Annotated in this window: 13 protein-coding genes; 9 read left to right on the top strand and 4 right to left on the bottom strand. The window is 72.2% G+C overall.

The genetic code is table 11. The annotated features are described in order from the left end of the window. Positions 1-17: 17 nt before the first annotated feature. The 6 genes from HCR68_RS05590 to HCR68_RS05565 all read left to right on the top strand — a co-directional run bounded on the left by HCR68_RS05590 (position 18) and on the right by HCR68_RS05565 (position 7,571). A complete protein-coding gene (locus HCR68_RS05590) occupies positions 18-944 on the top strand; it encodes a TatD family hydrolase (RefSeq protein WP_167147315.1) in 927 nt (308 codons plus the stop codon). A 354-nt stretch (positions 945-1,298) separates the two neighbouring features. After that, complete coding sequence (locus HCR68_RS05585; protein ID WP_167147312.1) at positions 1,299-2,300, top strand: G5 domain-containing protein; 1,002 nt, start codon at positions 1,299-1,301, stop codon at positions 2,298-2,300. Positions 2,301-2,498: 198 nt separating this feature from the next. Then, on the top strand, positions 2,499-3,386 hold the full coding sequence (locus HCR68_RS05580; RefSeq protein ID WP_167147308.1) for a resuscitation-promoting factor: 888 nt from the start codon (positions 2,499-2,501) through the stop codon (positions 3,384-3,386). 170 nt (positions 3,387-3,556) lie between these two features. After that, positions 3,557-4,657, top strand: coding sequence for a 16S rRNA (adenine(1518)-N(6)/adenine(1519)-N(6))-dimethyltransferase RsmA (gene rsmA / locus HCR68_RS05575; RefSeq protein ID WP_167147305.1), 1,101 nt, complete (start codon positions 3,557-3,559; stop codon positions 4,655-4,657). After that, complete coding sequence (locus tag HCR68_RS05570; RefSeq protein ID WP_167147302.1) at positions 4,654-5,661, top strand: 4-(cytidine 5'-diphospho)-2-C-methyl-D-erythritol kinase; 1,008 nt, start codon at positions 4,654-4,656, stop codon at positions 5,659-5,661. Before rsmA ends, HCR68_RS05570 begins: the two co-directional genes overlap by 4 nt. Next, the gene (locus HCR68_RS05565) at positions 5,661-7,571 is read left to right on the top strand and encodes an ABC-F family ATP-binding cassette domain-containing protein (RefSeq protein WP_167147298.1); all 1,911 of its coding nucleotides are present in this window, start codon (positions 5,661-5,663) and stop codon (positions 7,569-7,571) included. The genes HCR68_RS05570 and HCR68_RS05565 overlap by 1 nt, the downstream gene beginning before the upstream one ends. Before the next feature lie 190 nt (positions 7,572-7,761). On the opposite strand, the gene HCR68_RS05560 is transcribed toward HCR68_RS05565, so the two are convergent. After that, complete coding sequence (locus tag HCR68_RS05560) at positions 7,762-8,307, bottom strand: hypothetical protein (RefSeq protein ID WP_167147296.1); 546 nt, start codon at positions 8,305-8,307, stop codon at positions 7,762-7,764. Between the two features lie 67 nt (positions 8,308-8,374). Between HCR68_RS05560 and HCR68_RS05555 the strand changes: the two genes are divergently transcribed. Genes HCR68_RS05555 through HCR68_RS05545 form a run of 3 tightly spaced genes read left to right on the top strand, consistent with a single transcriptional unit; the run spans position 8,375 to position 12,929 of the window. Continuing rightward, entirely contained in the window at positions 8,375-9,118 is a 744-nt protein-coding gene (locus HCR68_RS05555; RefSeq protein WP_347878305.1) for an FHA domain-containing protein, read from the top strand. Between the two features lie 11 nt (positions 9,119-9,129). Then, entirely contained in the window at positions 9,130-11,463 is a 2,334-nt protein-coding gene (locus HCR68_RS05550) for an FHA domain-containing protein (RefSeq protein WP_167147290.1), read from the top strand. Continuing rightward, entirely contained in the window at positions 11,463-12,929 is a 1,467-nt protein-coding gene (locus HCR68_RS05545; protein ID WP_167147287.1) for a serine/threonine-protein kinase, read from the top strand. The genes HCR68_RS05550 and HCR68_RS05545 overlap by 1 nt, the downstream gene beginning before the upstream one ends. A 123-nt stretch (positions 12,930-13,052) precedes the next feature. Here HCR68_RS05545 and HCR68_RS05540 read toward each other — a convergent pair whose 3' ends face one another. From HCR68_RS05540 to HCR68_RS05530, 3 genes are read right to left on the bottom strand one after another with little or no spacing between them, the layout of a single operon-like run. Beyond that, positions 13,053-16,595: an RDD family protein gene (locus tag HCR68_RS05540; RefSeq protein WP_167147284.1), complete on the bottom strand. Its 3,543-nt coding sequence runs from the start codon at positions 16,593-16,595 to the stop codon at positions 13,053-13,055. Further along, the gene (locus HCR68_RS05535; protein WP_167147283.1) at positions 16,592-19,180 is read right to left on the bottom strand and encodes a transglutaminase domain-containing protein; all 2,589 of its coding nucleotides are present in this window, start codon (positions 19,178-19,180) and stop codon (positions 16,592-16,594) included. Before HCR68_RS05535 ends, HCR68_RS05540 begins: the two co-directional genes overlap by 4 nt. Further along, the gene (locus HCR68_RS05530) at positions 19,177-20,541 is read right to left on the bottom strand and encodes a DUF58 domain-containing protein (RefSeq protein ID WP_208320512.1); all 1,365 of its coding nucleotides are present in this window, start codon (positions 20,539-20,541) and stop codon (positions 19,177-19,179) included. The genes HCR68_RS05535 and HCR68_RS05530 overlap by 4 nt, the downstream gene beginning before the upstream one ends.

Here is a 20,541-nt window from a genome sequence, read left to right as displayed (position 1 = left end):
TCCCCTGAGGAGCATGCATGAGCCCCAGGAAGCGCGACCGCTCCTGGCCGCCGGCCGACGCCGTCGCGCCACTGGCGGCCCCGGTCACCGACAACCACACGCACCTGCCGGTCGCCGCGGACGCCGGCGGCCCCGGATCCCAGGCGCCGCTGAGTGCCGCCGAGCTGGTCGAGCGCGCCGCCGCCGTCGGCGTCACCCGCGTGGTGACCTCCGCCTGCGAGGTCACCACCTGGGAGGAGAGCCTGTCCCTGGCCCGGCGGCTGCCGGGCGTGCGCGTGGCCCTGGCCGTGCACCCCAACGAGGCCGTTCTCCACGCCGGGGTGCGCGAGACCGGCCCCGACGGGCTCGAGCCCCGAGCTCAGGCGCACCATGACGAGCCGCTCGACTCGGTCATGGCTCGCCTGGAGGAGACGCTCATGGCGAACGCCGATGTCGTGGTCGCCGTCGGAGAGAGCGGACTGGATTTCTTCCGCACCGGTGAAAAGGGGGCGGCCGCCCAGCGCGAGGCCTTCCGGGCCCACATCGCCCTGGCCAAGGAGCTCGACCTGCCCCTGCAGATTCACGACCGCGACGCCCACGGCGCCTGCGTGGAGGTGCTGAAGGCCGACGGCGCCCCCGAGCGCACCGTCTTCCACTGCTTCTCAGGCGGTCCGGAGCTGGCGGCCGCCTGCGCCGAGCGCGGCTGGTACGCCTCGATCGCCGGCCCGCTCACCTACCCGGCCAACCGCCCCCTGCGGGAGGCGGTCGCCGTCCTGCCCGACGAGCTCCTCCTGGTGGAGACCGACGCCCCCTACCTTCCTCCCAAGCGCTGGCGCGGACGCCCCAACGCCTCCTACCTCCTGGGCGACACGGTCCGCTCCCTGGCCGAGCGGCGAGGGCTGGATGAGGAGCGGCTCTGCCACCGCCTGCAGGCCACCACCGAGGCGGTCTACGGAAGCTGGTGATCGCCGTCGGCCGCGAGGGCCGGCGAGTGCTGAGCGGTATGGGGCGCTGGGGAGCACGGCACTGAGGGGCCGGACGCGAGAACCGGTCCCTGACGTCCTGCGGGGGTCGACCTGCGCGATCAGGGTCCTGGGAAAGAGACTGCGCGAGCTCCGGAGGGACTGGATTTGTCCGGACGAACCGTTCCCAGGTTGCCATCATTCTTCCAGGGTCGTCTCAGGTGGAGAACAGTGAGGGATCAGGGCCTCCTCGCACGGTTTCGGTCACAAGCCACCGGGGTGTGAGCAGGTGCATTGGCACGCCCCTGGGTCATCGGTTACGGTGACATGCAGTCGTCAAACGAAGGAAGTTCTATCGTGGGTCGTCACTCCCAGACCAGCTCCCTGAGTACTACACTCTCCGGCCTCGGCTCCATGGCCACCAGGAAGCGGACCGCCTCCGGCGTCCACGGCCGCCGACGCGCCGAAGGCCCGGCCAAGACCGCGCTGACCCCCATGCTCTTCAAGGCGGGGGGCGCCGCAGCCGCCTTCTCCCTGGCCGTCTCCGGTGCCGCCTACGCGGCCATCTCCGCGGGAGATGACGAGGGGCGCTCCTCCTCGGGCGGCTCCTTCGGCCTGATCGGCGGTGAGTCCGACGGGCAGTCCAAGGCCACTGAGACGCCGGCGCCCGGCTCCGGCAAGGTCGCCAGTGCGGAGATCTCCACCACCACCGTCGATGAGCCCCAGGTTCACGGCACGGTGCAGAAGGAGAGCGATGCCCTGCCCGCCGGGCAGACCCAGGTCGAGACCCCCGGCGTCGACGGGCTGGTGCGCACCACCTATGAGGTCACCACCCAGGACGGTAAGGAGATCTCCCGCACTCCGGTCTCTCAGGTGGTCGTCACCGAGAAGGTGGATGAGGTCGTCCTCGTGGGCACCGGTGCGCAGCAGGCTCAGCAGGAGGCCGCGGCCGCTCAGGCCGCCGCGGACGCCGCCGCTGCCCAGGCCGCCCAGGGCAATGAGGGCTCCGCCCCCAGCACGCCCGCCCCGGCCGCCGACCCCGGCGCGGGAACCGACCCCGAGAGCGCCAAGGCCATCGCCCGGTCCATGATGGGCGGCTACGGCTGGGGGGACTCCGAGTTCTCCTGCCTGGAGAGCCTGTGGACCCGCGAGTCCAGCTGGAACTACCAGGCCGAGAACGCCTCCTCGGGCGCCTACGGCATCCCCCAGGCGCTGCCCGGCACCAAGATGGGCGAGGTCGCCGACGACTGGGCCACCAACCCCACCACCCAGATCACCTGGGGGCTGGGCTACATCTCCGGCCGCTACGGAAGCCCCTGCTCGGCCTGGGCCCACTCCGAGTCCGTCGGCTGGTACTGAGCCGGTCAGGCCTGCCGACCCATCCGGCCGGCACCCGCCTGTCACACCTTTGACGGCGCCCGCTCCTCGAGGGGAGCGGGCGCCGTCGAGCACATAGAAGGGGAGAGGCGTCTCACATAGGAGTGAGATGGCTTATTGTCAGGACCTTCGTCATTCCACTACCGTGGCACCCGCCGTCGATCGGAAGGACGTCTCCCCGTGACTCCCACCACCCATCGCCACGCCCTGCCCGATAATCCGGACTCACCGGTGCCGCAGGAGGTGGCCCAGGAGCGCAGAAGCACGCGCACCATGGCGCTGCGCGCCGGCCTGGCGGCGCTGGCCCTGTCGATCGCCGTCTCCGGCGGCGCCTACGCCGCCGTGCGCGTCGGTGAGCACGGTCGGACAACCGATGCCGACGCGGCGAGCCAGCGCATCGACGCCCTCGGCGCCGAGGGCGGCCGCAGCGGAGTCACAGTCGCACCGAGCACCTCGACGCTCACCACCGAGACGGTTGACACCACCGACCCCCACGGCTCCACCCAGCAGGAGAGCAGTGACCTGCCCCAGGGCGAGACCAAGGTGGCCACCCCGGGAGTCGACGGCGTCGTGCGCACCACCTACGAGATCACCACCGTTGACGGCAAGGAGGTCTCCCGTACCCCGATCGCGCAGGTCGTCGTCACCCAGAAGGTGGATGAGGTCGTCCTCGTGGGCACCGGCGCCGCCAAGAAGCAGGAGCAGTCCCAGCCCCAGGCGCAGCCGCCCGCCGCCCCGGCGCCGTCGGAGTCCTCCGGCGGCTCCAGCGGCTCTGGCGACTCCGGCGGTTCCGCATCCGGCGGTAGCAACGGCAGCCAGAGCGAGGTCGGCGACGACGTCTGGGCCAAGCTCGCCCAGTGCGAGTCCGGCGGCAACCCGAGAACCAACACCGGCAACGGCTTCTACGGCATGTACCAGTTCACCCTGGAGACCTGGCGGTCCCTGGGCGGAACCGGCTACCCCCACGAGGCCGACGCCGCCACCCAGACCGAGATGGCCAAGAAGCTTCAGGCCAAGGCCGGCTGGGGGCAGTGGCCCGGCTGCTCCGACAAGCTCGGCCTGGGCTGAGCGGCCAGGAGGCCCCGGGCGGCAGCTGCGAGGCGACACCACCGCCCGTGAGCAGGCCCCTGGGCCCCTCGGCCGCACGCGGTTCGTGGGGCCCCAGTCGTCAGAGAGCATGCGGCATGTTCCCAGATATCTCACAGTGACAACAGGCGGACGCCGGTTACTGTGTCCCCATGACGTCGCCGGTACCCGATGCACAGGTGCCCCCGGCAGGAGCCGCCCGCACGGACGGACCTGACCCTGCAGGAGCCCGCGAGGCCGCCGCTGAGGCCTCATCCGACCCCGCCTGTGATCCCCTCCAGCAGGAGGATCCTCACGAGCCTCAGGAGCTCGAGGCATCGATGGGCTCTCGGGCCGCCGGTCTCCTGGGCCCCACCGAGGTCCGGGGACTGTCCCAGGCGCTGGGCATCCGCCCCACCAAGACCCTGGGGCAGAACTTCGTCCACGACGCCGGCACCGTGCGTCGCATCGTCTCCAGCGCGGGCGTACGCCCCGATGACACCGTCCTGGAGATCGGTCCGGGCCTGGGCTCCCTGACCCTGGCCCTCCTGGAGGCCGGGGCGCGAGTCATCGCCGTCGAGATCGATCCCGTCCTGGCCCGGGCCCTGCCCGTCACCGTCGCCGACCGCATGCCCCGGGCCGCCGGTCGACTCAGCGTCATCGAGGCCGACGCGCTGAGCATCACCGGCCCCGAGTCCCTGGGCGGTGCCGGGGCGCAGTCGCCCACCCGCCTCGTGGCGAACCTGCCCTACAACGTGGCCGTCCCGGTCCTGCTCACCGTCCTGGAGGCCCTGCCCGGCCTGGAGACCGTCACCGTCATGGTCCAGGCCGAGGTCGCCGACCGCCTCGCCGCCGCGCCCGGCTCGCGCACCTACGGCGTCCCCAGCGTCAAGGCCGCCTGGTACACCGCCGCCCGCCGCACCCTGACCATCTCCCGGCACGTCTTCTGGCCCGTGCCCAACGTCGACTCCGCCCTCGTCGAGCTCGTCCGCCGTCGGCCCCCGGTCACACGAGCCACCCGGGAGCAGGTCTTCGCCGTCGTCGACGCCGCCTTCGCCCAGCGGCGCAAGACCCTGCGCCGGGCCCTGGCCAGGCTCGCCGGAGGGGCCGACGCCGCCGAGGCCGCCCTGCGCGCCGCCGGCATCGACCCGGCGCGGCGCGGCGAGACCCTCGACATCACCGCCTTCGCCGCCCTGGCCGAGGCGCTGCACCCCATCGACGCCGATGAGACCGCCGCGCCAACGCCTCCCGCCACCTCACAGGAGCAGTCATGAGTCATCTGCGCGCCGTTCCCGGCGGTCCCACCGGTCCCCGCGATCCCTCGATGCCGCCGCCCCGCAGCGGCTCGGCCAGCTCCGTGCGCGTCGAGGCCCCCGGCAAGGTCAACCTCTTCCTGTCCGCAGGCGCTCCCGGCCCCGACGGCTACCACCCGCTCATCACGGTGTTCCAGGCGGTGCGCCTCATCGAGACCGTCACCGCTCGTCGCCAGTCCGCGCGCGACCACGGCGCCGTCACCCTCACCCTCGAGGAGCCCGACGCCGACGTCCCCACCGACGCCTCCAACCTGGCCGTGCGGGCCGCCGCGCTCCTGGCCGAGACCACCGGAGTCAGCGAGGGCGTCGACCTCCTCCTGCGCAAGCGCGTCCCCGTCGCCGGAGGCATGGCCGGCGGCTCGGCCGACGCCGCCGCCACCCTCGTGGCCTGCAACGCCCTGTGGGGCACGAACCTCTCCCTGCCCGAGCTCTCCGCCCTGGCCGCCGACCTCGGGGCCGACGTGCCCTTCCCCCTGACCGGGGCCACCGCCGTCGGAAGCGGCCGCGGCGACCTCGTCACCCCGATCATGACCCGGGGCTCCTACCACTGGGTCTTCGCCCTGGCCCAGGAGGGTCTGTCCACGCCGGCGGTCTTCCGCCGCTTCGATCAGCTGGTCGGTGCCGGCGCAGCCGGCTCCGGTGGCGGGCCCGCCGTGCGAGACGTGCCAGAGGCCCTCACCGCCGCCCTGCGCGCCGGCGACGCCCGCGCCCTGGCCGCATCCCTGCACAACGACCTCCAGACCGCCGCCCTCGACCTGCGCCCCGAGCTGGCCCGGGTCATCGCCGTGGCCGAGAAGGCCGGGGCCCTGCGCGCCATCGTCTCCGGATCCGGCCCCACCATCGCCGCCCTGGTCGAGGACCCCGGCAGCGCCCAGCGGGTCTCGCGCGCCCTGACGGCCTCAGGACTGGTCGCCGACGTCCTGCGTGCCGACGCCCCCGTGGCCGGGGCCCGGGTGGTGGGCTGATGGCGCACCTGCTCGGCGTGGAGAACCTGCGCCTGACCGTGGGCTCGCGCCTGCTCCTGGACGACGTCACCCTGGGGCTCGAGGACGGCACCCGGGTGGGGGTCCTGGGCCCCAACGGCGCCGGCAAGTCGACCTTCCTGGCGGCCCTGGCCGGTCGGCGCGAGCCCGACGGCGGGCGCGTCACCCGCACCGGCGGCGTGAGCGTGGCCGTCCTCAGCCAGGCCGACGACCTGCCACCCGACGCCACCGTGCGCACCGCGATCCACGGCGAGGCCCCCGAGCACGAGTGGGCCTCCGATCCGGCCGTGCGCGACATCCACGCCGGACTCATCGCCGATCTCGACCTCGACGCCGACGTCACCACCCTCTCCGGCGGCCAGCGCCGCCGCGTCGCCCTGGCCGCGGTCCTCACCCGGCGGGCCGACGTCGTCATCCTCGACGAGCCCACCAACCACCTCGACGTCGAGGGCGTGGACTGGCTGGCCCGCCACCTCCAGGCCCGCTTCTCCGGCTCCGGCGGACGGGGCGCCGGAGCCCTGGTCACCGTCACCCACGACCGCTGGTTCCTGGACGCCATCTGCACCAACGTGTGGGAAGTGGTCCCCGGCGTCGACCCCGGCGGCGGGCGCCCCCAGGTGGCCGGCCGCGTCGAGACCTACGACGGCGGCTACGCCGCCTACGTCCTGGCCCGGGCCGAGCGCGCCCGCCAGGCCGCCCTGTCGGCCGTCAAGCGCGAGAACCTCCTGCGCAAGGAGCTGGCCTGGCTGCGCCGCGGCGCCCCGGCCCGCACCTCCAAGCCCCGCTTCCGCATCGAGGCCGCCGAGGCCCTCATCGCCGATGTGCCGCCCCCGCGCGACGCGGTGGCCCTGACCGCCATGGCCACCGCCCGCCTGGGCAAGAAGGTCCTCGACCTGGAGGACGTCACCGTGCGCTACCCGGTCTCCACCGGCCCGGCCGACGCCGCCGGAGGCCCGGCCGAGCGCGAGGTCCTGAGCCACGTCACCTGGCGGCTCGCCCCGGGCGAGCGGGTCGGCGTCGTCGGCGTCAACGGAGCCGGCAAGACCACCCTGCTGCGCCTGCTCGAAGGCGTCCAGCTGCCCACCGGCGGCCGCGTCGCGCGCGGCAAGACCGCTCAGGTGGCCACCCTGTCCCAGTCCACCCACGAGCTCGACGCGCTCGCGGACCTGCGCGTCGTCGAGGCCGTGGCCATGGTGGGGGAGAGGGTCGTCGTCGGAGACAAGGAGATGACCGCCGCCCAGCTCGTCGAGCGCCTCGGCTTCACCCGCCAGCGCGCCTGGACCCGGGTCGGCGAGATCAGCGGCGGGGAGCGCCGCCGACTCCAGCTCCTGCGCCTGCTCATGACCGAGCCGAATGTGCTCCTGCTCGACGAGCCCACCAACGACCTGGACACCGACACCCTGGCCGCCGTCGAGGACATCCTCGACTCCTTCCCCGGAACCCTCGTCGTCGTCTCCCACGACCGCTACCTCCTGGAACGGGTCACCGACCACCAGGTGGCCCTGCTGGGGGACGGCGGCGTGCGCGACCTGCCCGGCGGGGTGGAGCAGTACCTCCGGCTGCGTCACGAGGCCACGGGACCGGCTGGAGGCGGAACGGCCGCCTCTGCGGGCTCGACGACGCAGTCCGCGGATCGGCCCCGGGCCGAGCGCAGCGCCTCGAGCGGGGCCAGGCGCCATGAGGCCAGGAAGGCCCTGGGGCGCATCGAGCGGAGGATGGAGCGCTCGGCCCAGGCCGTCGACGCGCTGCACGTGCGCATGGAGGAGGCCTCGGCCGATCCGGCCCGGGTGGGGGAGCTCGCCGAGCTCGGCCGTGAGCTGGTGGCCGCGCAGGCGGCTCATGCCGAGCTGGAGGAGCAGTGGCTCGAGACGGCGGAGGCGCTGGAGTCCTGAGGCGGTGCCGTCACCGCGCGCTCACGGAGGACCGGCCGGGCAGAGGTGGGCGAGAGCGGGAGGAGGAAGCTGGTGCGGGGAGGCAGCGGGACAGGGGAGACGGGACTGGTCTGCGGCGACCTCGGTGACGATCCTGGGGCGATCTCGTCAGCGATCTCAGTGGCGCATGACCGGTGAGGCCTGAGGTCGCTTAGACGACGGGGGCGACCTGGCGCGCCAGCTCGATGAGGTGGTCCAGGTTGGGGGCGATGTCCTCGGCGGCGGCGCCCCACAGGCGCATCACCAGGTCCACGGGGACGGTGGGCAGCCCCGCCAGACGCAGGACGACGACGCCCTGGGTGGGGCCGTTGGACTCGTAGAAGGCGGAGAAGCCCACCATGTCCGGTCCTGGCCGAAGGCGCACCAGCTCGGCCTCGGGCAGGAGCGCGGCGACGATCTGGCGCTGAGTGGCACGCCGTCCCTCCTTGGAGCCGTCATCCTTGGCGATCTCCAGGCTGAGGTCGATGACGAAGGGGGGATGGGCGACGTCGTCGATGTGCATGAGGCGGGCGAAGCGCCCCTGACGCTCCATGGCCTGCAGCTCGTTGAGCAGGGACTCCAGCTCGGAGCGCCACTGCGGACCGGTCACTCCCAGGTGGGCGCTGCGGTGCCTCGCCTCCTCCCGCGCCCATCCCGGAGGTGGGAAGGGCGGGATGATCACCCATCGCTGGGGATCAGGCGTGACCGCGATCTGCACTGTGTGCTCCTTCCGAGACCTCGTCTGACTGCGAGGCAGTGGACTGGGCGCCTACCATGTCTGTCCTATGAGGACCCGAGAGCGACATACGACAATTATGCCTGCATCCGCGCATCGCCGTGTGGTTCGCGTGCTGGTGGATGCCGGGCTCATCATCGCACTCTGTGCCGTCACGGAGCGCTGCTGTGGAATCTTATTCGCTGTTGGGGCGGTTGTGCTGCTTATTGCTGTGATGACTGCCATGATGGCGATGACCGGCGCCACACTCGGAGGGCTGGTGACGGGGGCCCGGCTTCGGAGGGTGACGGACCCGAACGGCCCTCCTGGCCGCTCTGCGGTGATTTACGTCGCATTTTTGGGCCTCTCTTTGGTGGCAACCGCAGGGTTGGCCCCCCTGGTTTTGTGGATCCTCTCACTATGGCGTGCTGAACAGCGCACCTGGTTCGACCGGCTGGCCGGGACGGTCCTCCTCAGTGCCAGACCGACCTCGGTATCGACCTGCTCCCTGGTGGTTGAGGGGTCAGTAATCCCTGTTCTGGGGCCGATTGTCCTGGGGCGTCGACCGGCCCCGATCGAGTCCCACCCGGACGCTCAGCTCGTTGCGGTGCTCCGCTCGGAGGACTCCGTGTCCAAGACGCATGCGCTGTTTGTCCCCGCCTCCGATGGGGTGCTCGTCACAGATCTGGGCTCGACCAACGGCACCCACATCGAGGACGAGGAGGGGGTCCACCGACTCTCACCGGGTCGACCGGAGTACGTGCACCGGGGACGGCAGGCATACTTGGGTGACGGTGTCTGTATCGTCCGTTGAGGAGAAATATGATGACAAACAGCCCGAACAGCAGCGCGAACAACGAGGTCTGGTGGACCGAGGGTTCGTGGACAGGCGTGGTCACGCCACGTGCTGTGATGATCCTGCCCCCGTCGGTGCCGCAGGACCTCACCGAGCGCCTGTGGCGGCTGCTGCGTAGTGAGGAGGCCTCGCTGACGCGGGCCCTGGATGAGTTGGTGATGGGGATGGGCGGACGTCTGGGCGCGATCCCGGACTTCGTGCTCGCCGTCTCGGCGCCCGAGGACGTCTTCCACGTGGCGCTGCGCGGCGCCCCGCAGATGGAGGTCGACGGCAAGGCGCTGGACGCCTCCGCGGTCACCACCTGGTTCGAGACGACGGTGACCGCCCCCAACTCGGTCATCGTCAGCGCGCCCGACGGCGCCGGTCAGGTCCGCCGCCCGGCGGTCGACGCCGTCGTGAGCACCGGCCACCTGGTGCTGCGTGGATCCGAGAAGTCGAGTGGGACCCCGTCCCCCAGCCGTGCATCGTCGAAGGGGTCCGGTGACTCCGACGACGATGACCCTGACCCGGCCGGTCCTGACTACTCCACCGCCTCCGCCGGCTCTGCCGGATCCCCCGCCGCTGCGGTGAGGTCCTCCCGGACCTCCCGTCGGGCATCGCGCCGTTCCTCGCGCCGTCAGTCCGCCTCGTCGGACCGCTCGGAGCAGGACGACTCATCTGAAGGGGCGCCTGCCGAGGTCGCCGGTTCCGCCGACGTCGTCGACAACCTCATCGAGATCGCGCAGGACAACGCCGAGCAGCAGGCCCTTGACGGTGCCGAGCTCGCCGCGTCCGAGGCTGCTCAGACGGGTCAGTCCGCGGCCTCCGCCGAGGTCTCGGGCGCTCCTGAGGAGACCCCCCGCCTCGCCGAGTCCGATGAGCCCGCCGACCTGCTGGCCGTCGTCGCCGGCGTCACCGAGGCCACTACGGCCACCGAGGCCGCCACGGTTCCTGAGGCGACTGAGGTGACCGGGTCAACCGAGTCGGCCGAGTCGGCCAAGTCGACGCAGTCGCCCGAGCCTCCTGCGGAGCTCGTTGAGAGCGCGCAGGTCGCCGAGGTCATCGAGGCGGATGCTCGCGCGGGTGAGTCGTCCGGCCAGAGCGCCGGCTCGGCCCACAGCGCCGGTAGTGCCCACAGCGCCCATAGTGCTGAGCCCTTCGAGGCTCACGTCGTGACCCAGGACGCCCAGTCTCCTGAGGCTGCCGAGGTCACCACCCCGTCCTCACCGGAGGCATCCGGCGAGGACCTGTTGATCGCCCCCGTCTTCGATGTCCCGGCCCTGCCGATCCCCTCCGCTTCGGAGGCAGAGGCCATGATCCCGCCCCCGCCACCCCCGTCGAGCGAGGATCTTGAGGCTGCTGGTATCAAGGACGCTGCCGTCGAGGTCACCGAGGTCGCTGCGACCCCGGCCGACTTCGTGCCCGCCGAGGCCGCTGAGGCGGCCGTGGTCGCGGAGGCCACCGCTGTCGCCGAGGCCGCCGCGCAGGCGCATGCCGAGGACGAGCCCGTACGCTCCGGGGACCATGACGGACAGACCATCAACGGTCTGCCCGAGGACCTCTCCCAGGAGCTGCGCGCCGAGCTGCTCAACCAGGGGCTCGGCCCCCTGGAGCCGAGCCAGTCGAGCCCGTCCGCCGAGTCGGCCGGATCGGCTGCCGCGGCTGAGACGGTGGTCGGGCTCGTGCAGCCCCCCGCCGTCGAGCCCTCCACCGGGGACCTCGGCCGCGGCGACCATGACGGACAGACCATCAACGGTCTGCCCGAGGACCTGGTGGGCGAGCTCGTCTCCCTCGTGGGCTCCGGGCCCTCCAGCCCGACGTCCCCGGCCTCGGCGAGCTCTCCCAGTGAACCCGACGCCATCCGGATCGTGCTGTCGGCGGTGTGCCCTCAGGGCCACCCCAACCCCACGAACTACACCGTGTGCCGCGTCTGCGGAGCCGAGCTCAACCGTCCGGCCAAGTCGGTGGCCTGCCCCCCTCTGGGGCGCGTGGTCACCTCCGGTGGTGAGAGCATCGAGCTCAACCGTCCCCTCCTGGTGGGTCGCAACCCCGTGGCCGACGACATCACCAGCGTCGCGGAGGTCCCCCTCCGCCCGCTGACCGTCGCCAGCCCCAACCAGCTCGTCTCACGCAACCACATCCTCATCGACCTGGATGCGTGGAGCGTGCTGGCCCAGGACCTGGGCAACTGCAATGGCACCGTTCTCAACCGCCAGAACGAGGCGCCCGTGCGCCTGTCCTCGGCAACCCCGGTGCTCCTGCGCAGCGGAGACGTCCTCGACCTCGGCGACGGCCAGACCCTCGCCTTTGAGAACCTCCCCTGATGCTGGATCACAAGGGACCGCCTCCGGTTATCTCTGGGTTCACCTACCTGGAGAGACTCGGAGCGGGAGGCTATTCCACGGTCTACCTCTTCGAGCAGCACATGCCCCGCCGCGAGGTCGCGGTCAAGGTCATGAACGCCGACGTCGAGGACAAGACCGCCTCCCGCTTCGAGTCGGAGGCGAACCTCATGGCGCGGGTCTCCTCCCACCCGGCCATTCTGTCCATCTTCGGCGCGGGCGTCTCCGCCGACGGCCACCCCTTCCTGGTCATGGAGTACTGTCCGCCGCCGCAGCTGGGCGCCATCCTGCGCCAGGGTCCCCTCAACGTCGCTGAGACCCTGTCGACGGCGATCCAGATCGCCGGAGCGGTGGAGACCGCTCATCGGGCTGGCATCGTCCACCGGGACATCAAGCCCGCCAACATTCTCTTCACCACCTACCGCCGTCCGGTGCTCTCGGACTTCGGAATCTCCGCCATGAGCGGTCCGGAGGCCTCCGAGGAGCTGCGGGGCATGAGCGTGCCCTGGGCGCCCCCCGAGCAGCTGGTCGGGATGCGATCGGCCAACCCGGCCTCCGACATCTACTCCCTGGGGGCGACGACCTTCGCGATGCTCACGGGGCGCAGCCCCTTCGAGACCGACGGCATCCCGGACGTCTACGAGCTCTCCCGCCGCATCGTCAAGGACCCCCTGCCCCCGTTGGGCCGGCAGGACGCCCCGCCGTCGCTGCACCGGGTGCTGTCGGTGGCGATGGACAAGAACCCGGACTCGCGCTATCCGACGGCGCTGGCCTTCGCCCGGGCGCTCCAGCAGGTCCAGGCCGAGCTCGACCTGCCGATCACCACCGTCGACCTGTTCCAGGAGCCGGACAAGGCCGCGAAGTCCGCGCGGCGTCCCAGCTCCGATGAGAACGACACCGCCACCAAGATGGGGGTCTTCAACCAGGTCGATGTCACCAGCGAGCACATCGCCATGCGGGTGGATCCCGACGGTGACGACGAGCGCTCGTCGTCGGGCTCGGAGGCCGGCGACTCGAGCCGCCCGAACCGGATGCGGACCATCCTGACCGCCCTGCTGGTCGTGGCCATGGTCGCGGCCGTCATCGTCGCGATCGTCTTCTCCCGGAACCAGGACACGAGGAAGAAGCCCGACAACCCCATCGCCACCATCGCCCCACAGCCCGGCGCCAACCCGTTGCAGGCCTCCGTGCCGATGGTGGGCGACATCGAGGGCGAGCCGCTCGACGACGGCACGGTGCGGTTCACCTGGGGCGAGCCGGAGACGGGCTGGACCGGCAGCTACCTCTACCGGGTCAAGCTGCCCGATGAGGAGACCGAGGTGGACTCCATCCGCACCAACGAGGTCGTCGTCGAGGCCCAGGAGGGACGCACCTGCCTGGAGGTCACCGCGGTGCGCTCGGACGGCAAGGCCTCCCAGGCCAAGACCGCCTGCGTCGACACCCCCTGAGGACTGTTCCAGCCCGGCGGCCGTCCGACAGTGCGGCGATGAAGCAGGACGGTGGGAAGACGACGGGGTCCGCACTCCGTGAGGAGTGCGGACCCCGTCGTCTGAGGAAACCAGCGGCCGAGCTCAGACGACCTCCACCTTGAAGGCGATGCGACCGAAGAAGATCGTGCTGCCCTCCAGGGCCGACAGCGCCTTGTCCGGCACGGCCTCCACGCTGCGTCCGTCGCGGTACTCCACCCGGGTGCCGTTGGTGGAGTGGAGGTCGGTGACCCACACCCCGTCCAGCAACGGGAAGATCGCCGCGTGCGTCTTGGACACCGAGCGCGTGGGGTCGTCGAGGGAAACACGCTCCGCACCGGGGTAGGCCGAGATGTTGTCGGGGTCGCGGCCGACGACCGTGGGCTCGTGGATGAGGATCGGGTTGCCGCCCAGCAGGGGCACGAGTCTCACTGACAGGGCCGGAGCGGCCGAGGAAGCCGACGGCAGGGACGGTGTGGCCGTCTGGGCGCTTGCAGGAGGCGGGGTGGCAGAGGATCGAGAGGCGGCTGCGTGGGCGGCAGCGGGTGCCGCAGAGCCCGTCGTGCTGCTCGCCGTGGTGCCGGCGCTGCGCTCGGTGCGGGCCGAGAAGCGGCTCGGGGTGCTTCCCGCCGAGCTCGTCCGAGACCGCGCTGACAGTTGAGCGGCATCCCGACGCTCCCGACGCGAGGTCGGGGCCGCCGGTGCGTCGCTGCGGGAGTCGCGAGGCTCACGGTAGGGCTCACGGTGAACCTCGCCGTGGGACTCCCGACTGGACTCACCGTGTGCGGCGCGTTCCTCCGCGGGCGAGGGGATCCCCGGCCCCTGGAAACGGTGCGTGGTGTGGGTGCGCCGCAGTGACGTCTCCTCGGAGGCCGCCGTGCTGGCTGAGCCGCTGCTGGCCGGGGTCTGAGCATGGCTGCGGTGACTGCGCACGGTCGGATGCGTGTTTCCCGAGACGGACGCCGGCACACCGCCGGGCACGGTGGCGGGATTGGTCAGGTCCATCTGGGACGCCTGGGGCGAGGCCGTCGACGCCGTCGAGGGCCTCCGGGGCGGGCCGTCGTCGGAGACGATGACCCCCTCGGGCAGGGAGTCCACCGTTGCGGCGTCGACCGAGGTGGGGACCGAGGACCAGGGCACCGAGTCGATGAGGGCCTGCGTGTTGCGGTCCCCGGAGGGCAGGATGCTGGAGGTGTCGAAGGTGTGTGCGACCTCCGGGGCCGAGCCCGCCCCGGAGGCGAAGCGGTGCCGCTCGGAGGTGAAGAGGCTCTCGCGGCGAGGAACACCGGGCTGTGACGCCGGATCTCGCTGATCCTCAGCGGGTGCAGCAGACGGGCCGGAGGCCTTCTTGCCGGTGTGACCGGACTGAGTCCTCCAGCGCTGGGCGTGGGCGTGTCGTGGTTCCATCGTCTGTGATGTTACGGGTTTTGTGGCTTTCGAGCGCGGGACTTGTGTCGATGGTGTCGCATCTTGCGAAGATGAGGCCTGGAAGGCCTCGGAACTGGCCGCCGTTTTGGAGGATTCCGCTGAGGGCGTCGTCGCTTCCGTGGGGTTCCGGTCGGCCGGGTGCCGCGGTGCGGGAGGCGCATGGGTTGATGGCGTCTCAGGCTGTTCGGTGGACTCAGAGGACGCCGGTTCGTCCTCCACCGCTTCGAGGGTAGCGGTTTCGGCGTCCATCTGCGAGGACTGCCTGGAGCGGGTCGAGGCGGTCGAGGCGGCACGGCCCGCTCCTGATGGCTTGACCGCCGCCCGCTCGTTGACCGGCGTCATGGAGGACTCCGCGGATTCTGCGGACGCTGCGGACTCTGTGGGCTCTGTGCTCTTCGTGGTCGTCTCCGCCGACTCCGGCGCCGTCTCCGCCGTTGCGGCCTCCGCCTCCTTCCCGGTGCCCGAGGCCCGGGGACTCTGGGAGGAGCCGGCCGTCGTCTCGGGCGGGGCCTCGGGGGTGGTCCTCTCGGTGGAGGGCGTGGGGCCGCCCTTCTCCGCGGACTCCGCTGAGGGCCTGCCGACTGCCTGCGCAGGCTCCGCCTTGGTCCGTGGTGCGGCCGGGGCGGCTGACGACGCGGTCGGTGCGGTCCGGGCAGTCTGGACGGGCTGCGCAGACCGCGCTGCCCGCGTCTGAACCGATGACCTGGCGGTGGCCTCGGCGGCGGCCAGCGCGGCGGAGGCCTGAGGGTCCATGGGGCTGGCTGAGGCCGCTGCGACGGCTGCGGCGTCGGTGTCGGAGACGGCCGGGCTGGCGGAGGCCGCCGAGGCCGCGGAGGACGATGACACGGTCGCCGCCTTGGCGGCCCTGGCCGAGGCTCGAGGTGTGGTCCCGGCCGTCCTGGGGGCCATGATGACGCCGTAACCGTCGGCGGAGGTGGTGCTGCCGGAGACCGCTGACGTATAGGCGGCAGCTGTGGCCGACGCTCTCCGAGAGGGGGCGCTGCTGGGCGAACCCGCCGCCATGGCGCGGCCGGCGTGGCGCGCGGGCTGACCCGGGCGGGCGGGCCGGGGCCGGCGGATCGACGAGGACACCGGGTCAGACGTCGTCGGGTGGGCGGTCCCGCCGGGAGAGGCGGCGATGCCGGCCTCGGTGGCGCTCTGGGCGCCCACGGCGGTGGCCTCGGCGGCGTCATCGGCGACCTGCTCGTCGGCCCGCGTGTGCGCGGAGCCCGCCCGTGAGGCGCGCTTCGAGGCCCTCTCCGCCTTCTTCTCCGCTCGTGCGTCGGCTCGTCGATCGGCCTTCTCGGAGCGTCGACGACGGGGCTGGGGATCGTCGTGCGGCTGAGCCGTGGGGAACTGTGCAGCGGCGGCCTCCGTGGCCGGCTCGGCGGGCTGGATGTGAGGGGTTGCACGCCCGGCGGAGTCCCTGGCCTCAGCGCTGATGCCGCCCGGCGAGCCCGACGTCGAGGCGGCCGTGGAGCCGGCAGGTGCGTTCTCGCTGGTGGCGGGGGTGGGTGTCGGGTAGCCGACGGGGCCGGTCGCGGAGGTGGCGGCCCTGCCGGTCCGGTTCGTCCTCCGGGTGTGAAGCAGCGCCATCCCGGAGAGCTTGTCGTGCCAACCGCGTCCCTCGGGGTCGGCGGCCGCCGTGCGCATGAGAGCGATGGTGCCCAGGCCGAGCGTGGTGATGCTGACGGCCAGGACGAGGTCCGCGTGGAGGAAGGATCCCAGAGGTGAGGGCGTCTGGTTGCGGGCCCCCAGCATGCGGATTCTGAGCAGCAGCCCTCCCAGGGACCAGCCGGTGGCGGCAATGGCGAGCCACCGTAGAGCGACAACCGCCCCGAAGGCGATCAGTCCGCTGGTCAGGACCGGGCGGCCCGCCACCTGCCAGATGAGGGCGGTCAGGCCTCCGACCAGAAGCGAGCCGACGACCAGGTCGATCACCCCGGCGACGACACGCGCCCCGACCGGGGCCGGGGAGAGCCTCCGACGGGGCTGGCGCGGCTCGCGGGCGGAGGGCGATGAGGTCTCGGGGACCCGTGCCCGGGGGCCGTTCCCGGCCTGGCCGGGCTCACCGGCTTCGCTGGTATTGGCGGGAGCGCCCGGTGTGATGCCGTACGGGGTCTCGATCTCGGCCTGCGACGCATCACCGGACGAGTAAGAGGACGTCGGTGGCCCCGCGGCGGTCGGGGCGCTGCTACGGGCGCCGGCCGTGATCGTCATGACCGCAACCTCCTGGGTCGACGTGACCGCCTCCCGGCGGGATGGACAAGGGAGCGTGGGGACAGGCGGGCCATGGCCCGTCCCAGACGCGAGCGCTGCGCACCCATGGAGCGGACAATCGCGTCTGAGGAATCCCACAACTCCCCTAGAGCGTACGACGCGGGCTCCCCGGAGCTGAAGACCTGGGTGTCGACTGCTCCGGCGAAACGGGGCAGGTCGGCCTGCGGGAAGTGCGGAGCCAGCTGCTCGGCCGCCTCGCGCCGCGTGGCCCCCCAGCCGGGGACGCGTCCCAGGTCGCGGGCTCGATCGAGGATCTCCTCCCAGGCCCCCAGGGCCTTGCCGACGCCGGTGCGGCCGCGCCGGCGACTGCGTCTCCAGGCCTTCCAGCCCAGGACGGAGCCCACGATCGCCGCGATCCCCAGGATGGAGCCGCCGACGACGATGACCGCGGTCGGCAGGCCGCCCTTGTCGTCGTCCTCGGGGTCGTCGCGCTGGGGGTCCTCGTAGTTGGGGGGCAGCTGGGCCGGGTCCTCGTTGGGCAGCGGGGGCTGGAGGACGTTGGGCTCGGGGTTGGAGACCTTCTGGGTGGTCTGCTGCTGAGGAACCTGGTCGCGGTCCGGGGTCACGTCGAAGGACACCCATCCCAGTCCCTCGAAGGGGATCTCCACCCAGGCCTTGACGTCCTCACCGGTGACGGTCTTGGCATCGCCGTCGGTGGCCGGGTCGAAGCCCATGACCACGCGGGCCGGGATGTTGAGCGAGCGGCACATGAGCATCATGAGGACCGAGTACTGCTCGTCGTCGCCGATGAGGGAGTCGGCCTCCACCATCGAGGCGATACGGGCGGCCCCGTGCCCCGGCTGGGAGGGGCTCTGGGTTCCGTCGGAGTAGTAGCTCGTGCGCAGGCGCTGCTGGAGGGCACGGATCTGAGCGATGGGGTTGGACTCCGCCCCGACGATCTCCTTGGCCAGGGAGGCCACCGACGGCGGCACCTGGTCGATCGGCCCCAGTGCGGTCTGAGCCAGGGAGGCCTTGTTGAGAGTGGCCTCGGAGGGAGGGGTGTAGGGGGCGACCCGCTCGGTGAGGACGTCGCCCTCGGCCAGGCCGCTGGTGGCGATCCCGGTGGAGGAGAACTTGTCGTAGTACATGCCCTCGCGCAGGGCGGACTGACGTGGGCCGGAGGACTCGATACGAATCGTCTCGGGCATGGTGGGGACCCAGGGGAAGCTGTAGTCCTCGATCGTCAGGGAGGAGGTCTGCTTGCGCCCGTCGAGCCGGCTCGCCGTCAGCTGGGTCTTGTCGCCGATGCGTTCGAAGCGCGACTGCCCGTTCTCGTTCTGCCCGATGTGGGCGGACAGGCCGTCGTAGGAGTCCATGGCCGCGATGCGGATGCGTCCGCCCGAGGGCAGGTTGGTGGGCTTCATGAGCCGGGTGTGGGCCTTGTCGGTCTCCAGGGTGCGCACCAGCGACAGCGGGCTGGCGTACTCGGTCAGGTCCAGCGGCGGCTGGAACAGGTCGCGCACCACCGTCCGGGAGACGGGGGCGGTGGGGGTGAAGGCCATGGCCGCCAGGGAGGTGACGAGGAGCAGCACGGCCGCGATGACGGCGCCGCGCAGGGCCGCCCGGCCCAGGTCACCGGTGGAGCGGGCGCTGGTGGTCCCCGAGGTCGTGGAGTAGGAGCTCAGGTCCAGTGCCTCGATGACGTGGCTGCGCCGCTGTCGCAGGGAGCCGCAGGTCCACAGGGCCAGGACTCCGATGGTGAACAGGATGCCCAGCGCGGTGGGGCGCACGGTCTCCTGCCCGCCCCAGCCGATACCGACCACGGGCAGCAGGACCAGGGTCAGACCGGCCAGGACCTCACGGCCCGCCAGAATGAGACGGGTCGCCAGGGCCGAGACGACCAGTCCGGTCAGCCACGGCAACACCGTCATCCCGCTGAAGGAGCTCAGCGGCATCGGCACGGTCAGGGCGTCACGCCACACGGTGACCGTGGAGGCCAGAACGGTCTTGACCGCTGTGAGCCCGGAGCCGACGTCGGTCAGCAGCCACGGGGCCACCAGGACGTGCACCAGCGCCAGGGCGGCCATGCTCGGCAGCACCGACAGGCGCAGGCGCGAGCAGGCCAGCGCGGTCAGGGTCCCGATGAGAGCCCCGTAGCCCACGGCCAGGCAGCCGACCACGGAGGCGAAGACCGGTAGGAAGGGGACTGCGCCGACGGCGATGATCCCGGCCATGAGAGTCAGCTCAAGGGCGGCCACCGCCGTTGTGGGCGGCTTGGCGCCTCGCCTGGGGGGCAGGAAGCGGCGAGTGGAGAGCGCCGGCCGCGACGGACGCGACAGGAGCGGGCCGGCGCCGGTGATCGACCGGGCCGGGCGAGTCGTCTCAGTGCTGTAGAGGCTGCGTGTGCGCGACGACGTCGTCGACGTCGTCGACGTCGAGGGGGCCGGCTCGGGCGAGCGCGCGGAGGACGCCCCCGTGCCGCGCGAGGGGGCCTCGGCCGGGGACGGCGCCCCGGCGGGGGAGCCGGAGAGCGGAGAGTCCGCGGTCCGCGGGGGCAAGGTGGTGGAGGTCGTCGAGGGGGTCATAGTGCTCGCCTCAGGGCGGTGGGAAGCTGCTCAAGACGGTCCATGTCCACGACCGGCATCGTTCCGGCGTGGTGGCGCGACAGCCCCTGCTGACCGGCGCGCAGCGTGACGGCCACCATGGACAGGGGGGCGAGGCCGCGAGCCCGGGCCAGGGTGGCGCGGTCGACCTGCTGACCGGTGACAAGGACGACGATAGAGGCCTCGGGGTGCGCCGTACAGGCGTGTCGCACCAGGAGGTCGCAGCTGACATCGTCCTCCCCGGTGCTCAGCAGGCAGGACGTGTCCAGCATCCGCAGGGAGGAGGAGGTGGGCAGGGCCCCGATCTGGGTGATGAAACGGACCTCGCGCCCGTCCTGGATCGCGTCCATGGTCAGGGAGCAGGCAATGGACACCGCGGTCTCGAAGTCCTCCTCGCCGGCGTAGTCGTCCTGGCGCGTGGACAGCAGGACGAGCAGGCTGGAGCGGCGCGTCTCCTCGAACTGACGCACCATGAGCCTGCCGGTGCGCGCGGTGGTGCGCCAGTGGACGTTGCGCCGGTCGTCGCCGGGGACGTAGTCGCGCAGCGCGTGGAAGGCCACGTCGGAGCTGGACAGGTCCTGGGTGACGGCGCCCTCGATGTCCCGCAGCACGCCGTGCAGGACCGTCCCCAGGCGCAGGGTGCGCGGGTGGATGTGGATGTGCTGCGGCGTGGTCAGGGAGCGCTCGCGCTGGAGCAGCCCCACCGGGTCGCGCTGGACCGCCAGGACCGGGCCCACGGTGACGATGCCGCGACGCTGCGTGGGCAGGACGAAGCCGCGCTCGTGGACGGCCCGAGGAGTCAGGGTGGGGACGACGAAGACGGCGCGTCCCGGCCCCACCGGCATCTCCATGCGCGAGGGCAGCAGCGGCCGGGGGCGCGGGTTGGTGACGGTCAGGCGGATGAGGGCGTGGTCGCCCACGGTGACGCGGGGCTCAAGCAGGTTGTGGCTGACCGAGTAGCCGCCGCGGGGGACGAGCCACAGCCAGGCGCTCACCACGACGATGCCGACGACGATCGCGGCGCTCCATGCCTCCTGCCAGCCCATGACGGCACCGGTCAGCCCGCAGGCCACGAGCAGTACCAGGCAGCCCCATCCGATCGGGGTGATGGTGTGCAGCAGCCAGCGCAGCGGACGCAGCACCGCGGCGACGGCGTCGATCAGCCGAGACCTCGCCGGCCTGGCGGTCAGGGCCGCGCTCGCGGAGGCCGACGACGCGGCGGATGCCGGGGAGACCGCGGAGGCGGACGCCGCCGAGGACTTCGGGGAGGATGCGCCGGCCCGGCCCGCGGGTCCCGGGCGGGCCTGGCGGGCAGGGGTCGGCGACGTCGTACGAGGCGGCAT

This window comes from Actinomyces sp. ZJ308 (genome assembly GCF_011752065.1).
Lineage (GTDB): Bacteria > Actinomycetota > Actinomycetes > Actinomycetales > Actinomycetaceae > Actinomyces.
The sequence above is the reverse complement of the archived record's forward strand: the minus strand, read 5'-3'. Positions and strand labels throughout refer to the sequence as shown.

What these genes read in the sequence shown, in the direction of transcription:
- HCR68_RS05590 (WP_167147315.1), top strand. Translation starts at nt 18, where the DNA reads ATGAGCCCCAGGAAGCGCGACCGCTCCTGGCCGCCGGCCGACGCCGTC.
- rsmA (WP_167147305.1), top strand. Translation starts at nt 3,557, where the DNA reads ATGACGTCGCCGGTACCCGATGCACAGGTGCCCCCGGCAGGAGCCGCC.
- HCR68_RS05570 (WP_167147302.1), top strand. Translation starts at nt 4,654, where the DNA reads ATGAGTCATCTGCGCGCCGTTCCCGGCGGTCCCACCGGTCCCCGCGAT.
- HCR68_RS05565 (WP_167147298.1), top strand. Translation starts at nt 5,661, where the DNA reads ATGGCGCACCTGCTCGGCGTGGAGAACCTGCGCCTGACCGTGGGCTCG.
- HCR68_RS05555 (WP_347878305.1), top strand. Translation starts at nt 8,375, where the DNA reads ATGAGGACCCGAGAGCGACATACGACAATTATGCCTGCATCCGCGCAT.
- HCR68_RS05550 (WP_167147290.1), top strand. Translation starts at nt 9,130, where the DNA reads ATGACAAACAGCCCGAACAGCAGCGCGAACAACGAGGTCTGGTGGACC.
- HCR68_RS05545 (WP_167147287.1), top strand. Translation starts at nt 11,463, where the DNA reads ATGCTGGATCACAAGGGACCGCCTCCGGTTATCTCTGGGTTCACCTAC.
- HCR68_RS05540 (WP_167147284.1), bottom strand. Translation starts at nt 16,595, where the DNA reads ATGACGATCACGGCCGGCGCCCGTAGCAGCGCCCCGACCGCCGCGGGG.
- HCR68_RS05535 (WP_167147283.1), bottom strand. Translation starts at nt 19,180, where the DNA reads ATGACCCCCTCGACGACCTCCACCACCTTGCCCCCGCGGACCGCGGAC.
- HCR68_RS05530 (WP_208320512.1), bottom strand. Translation starts at nt 20,541, where the DNA reads ATGCCGCCTCGTACGACGTCGCCGACCCCTGCCCGCCAGGCCCGCCCG.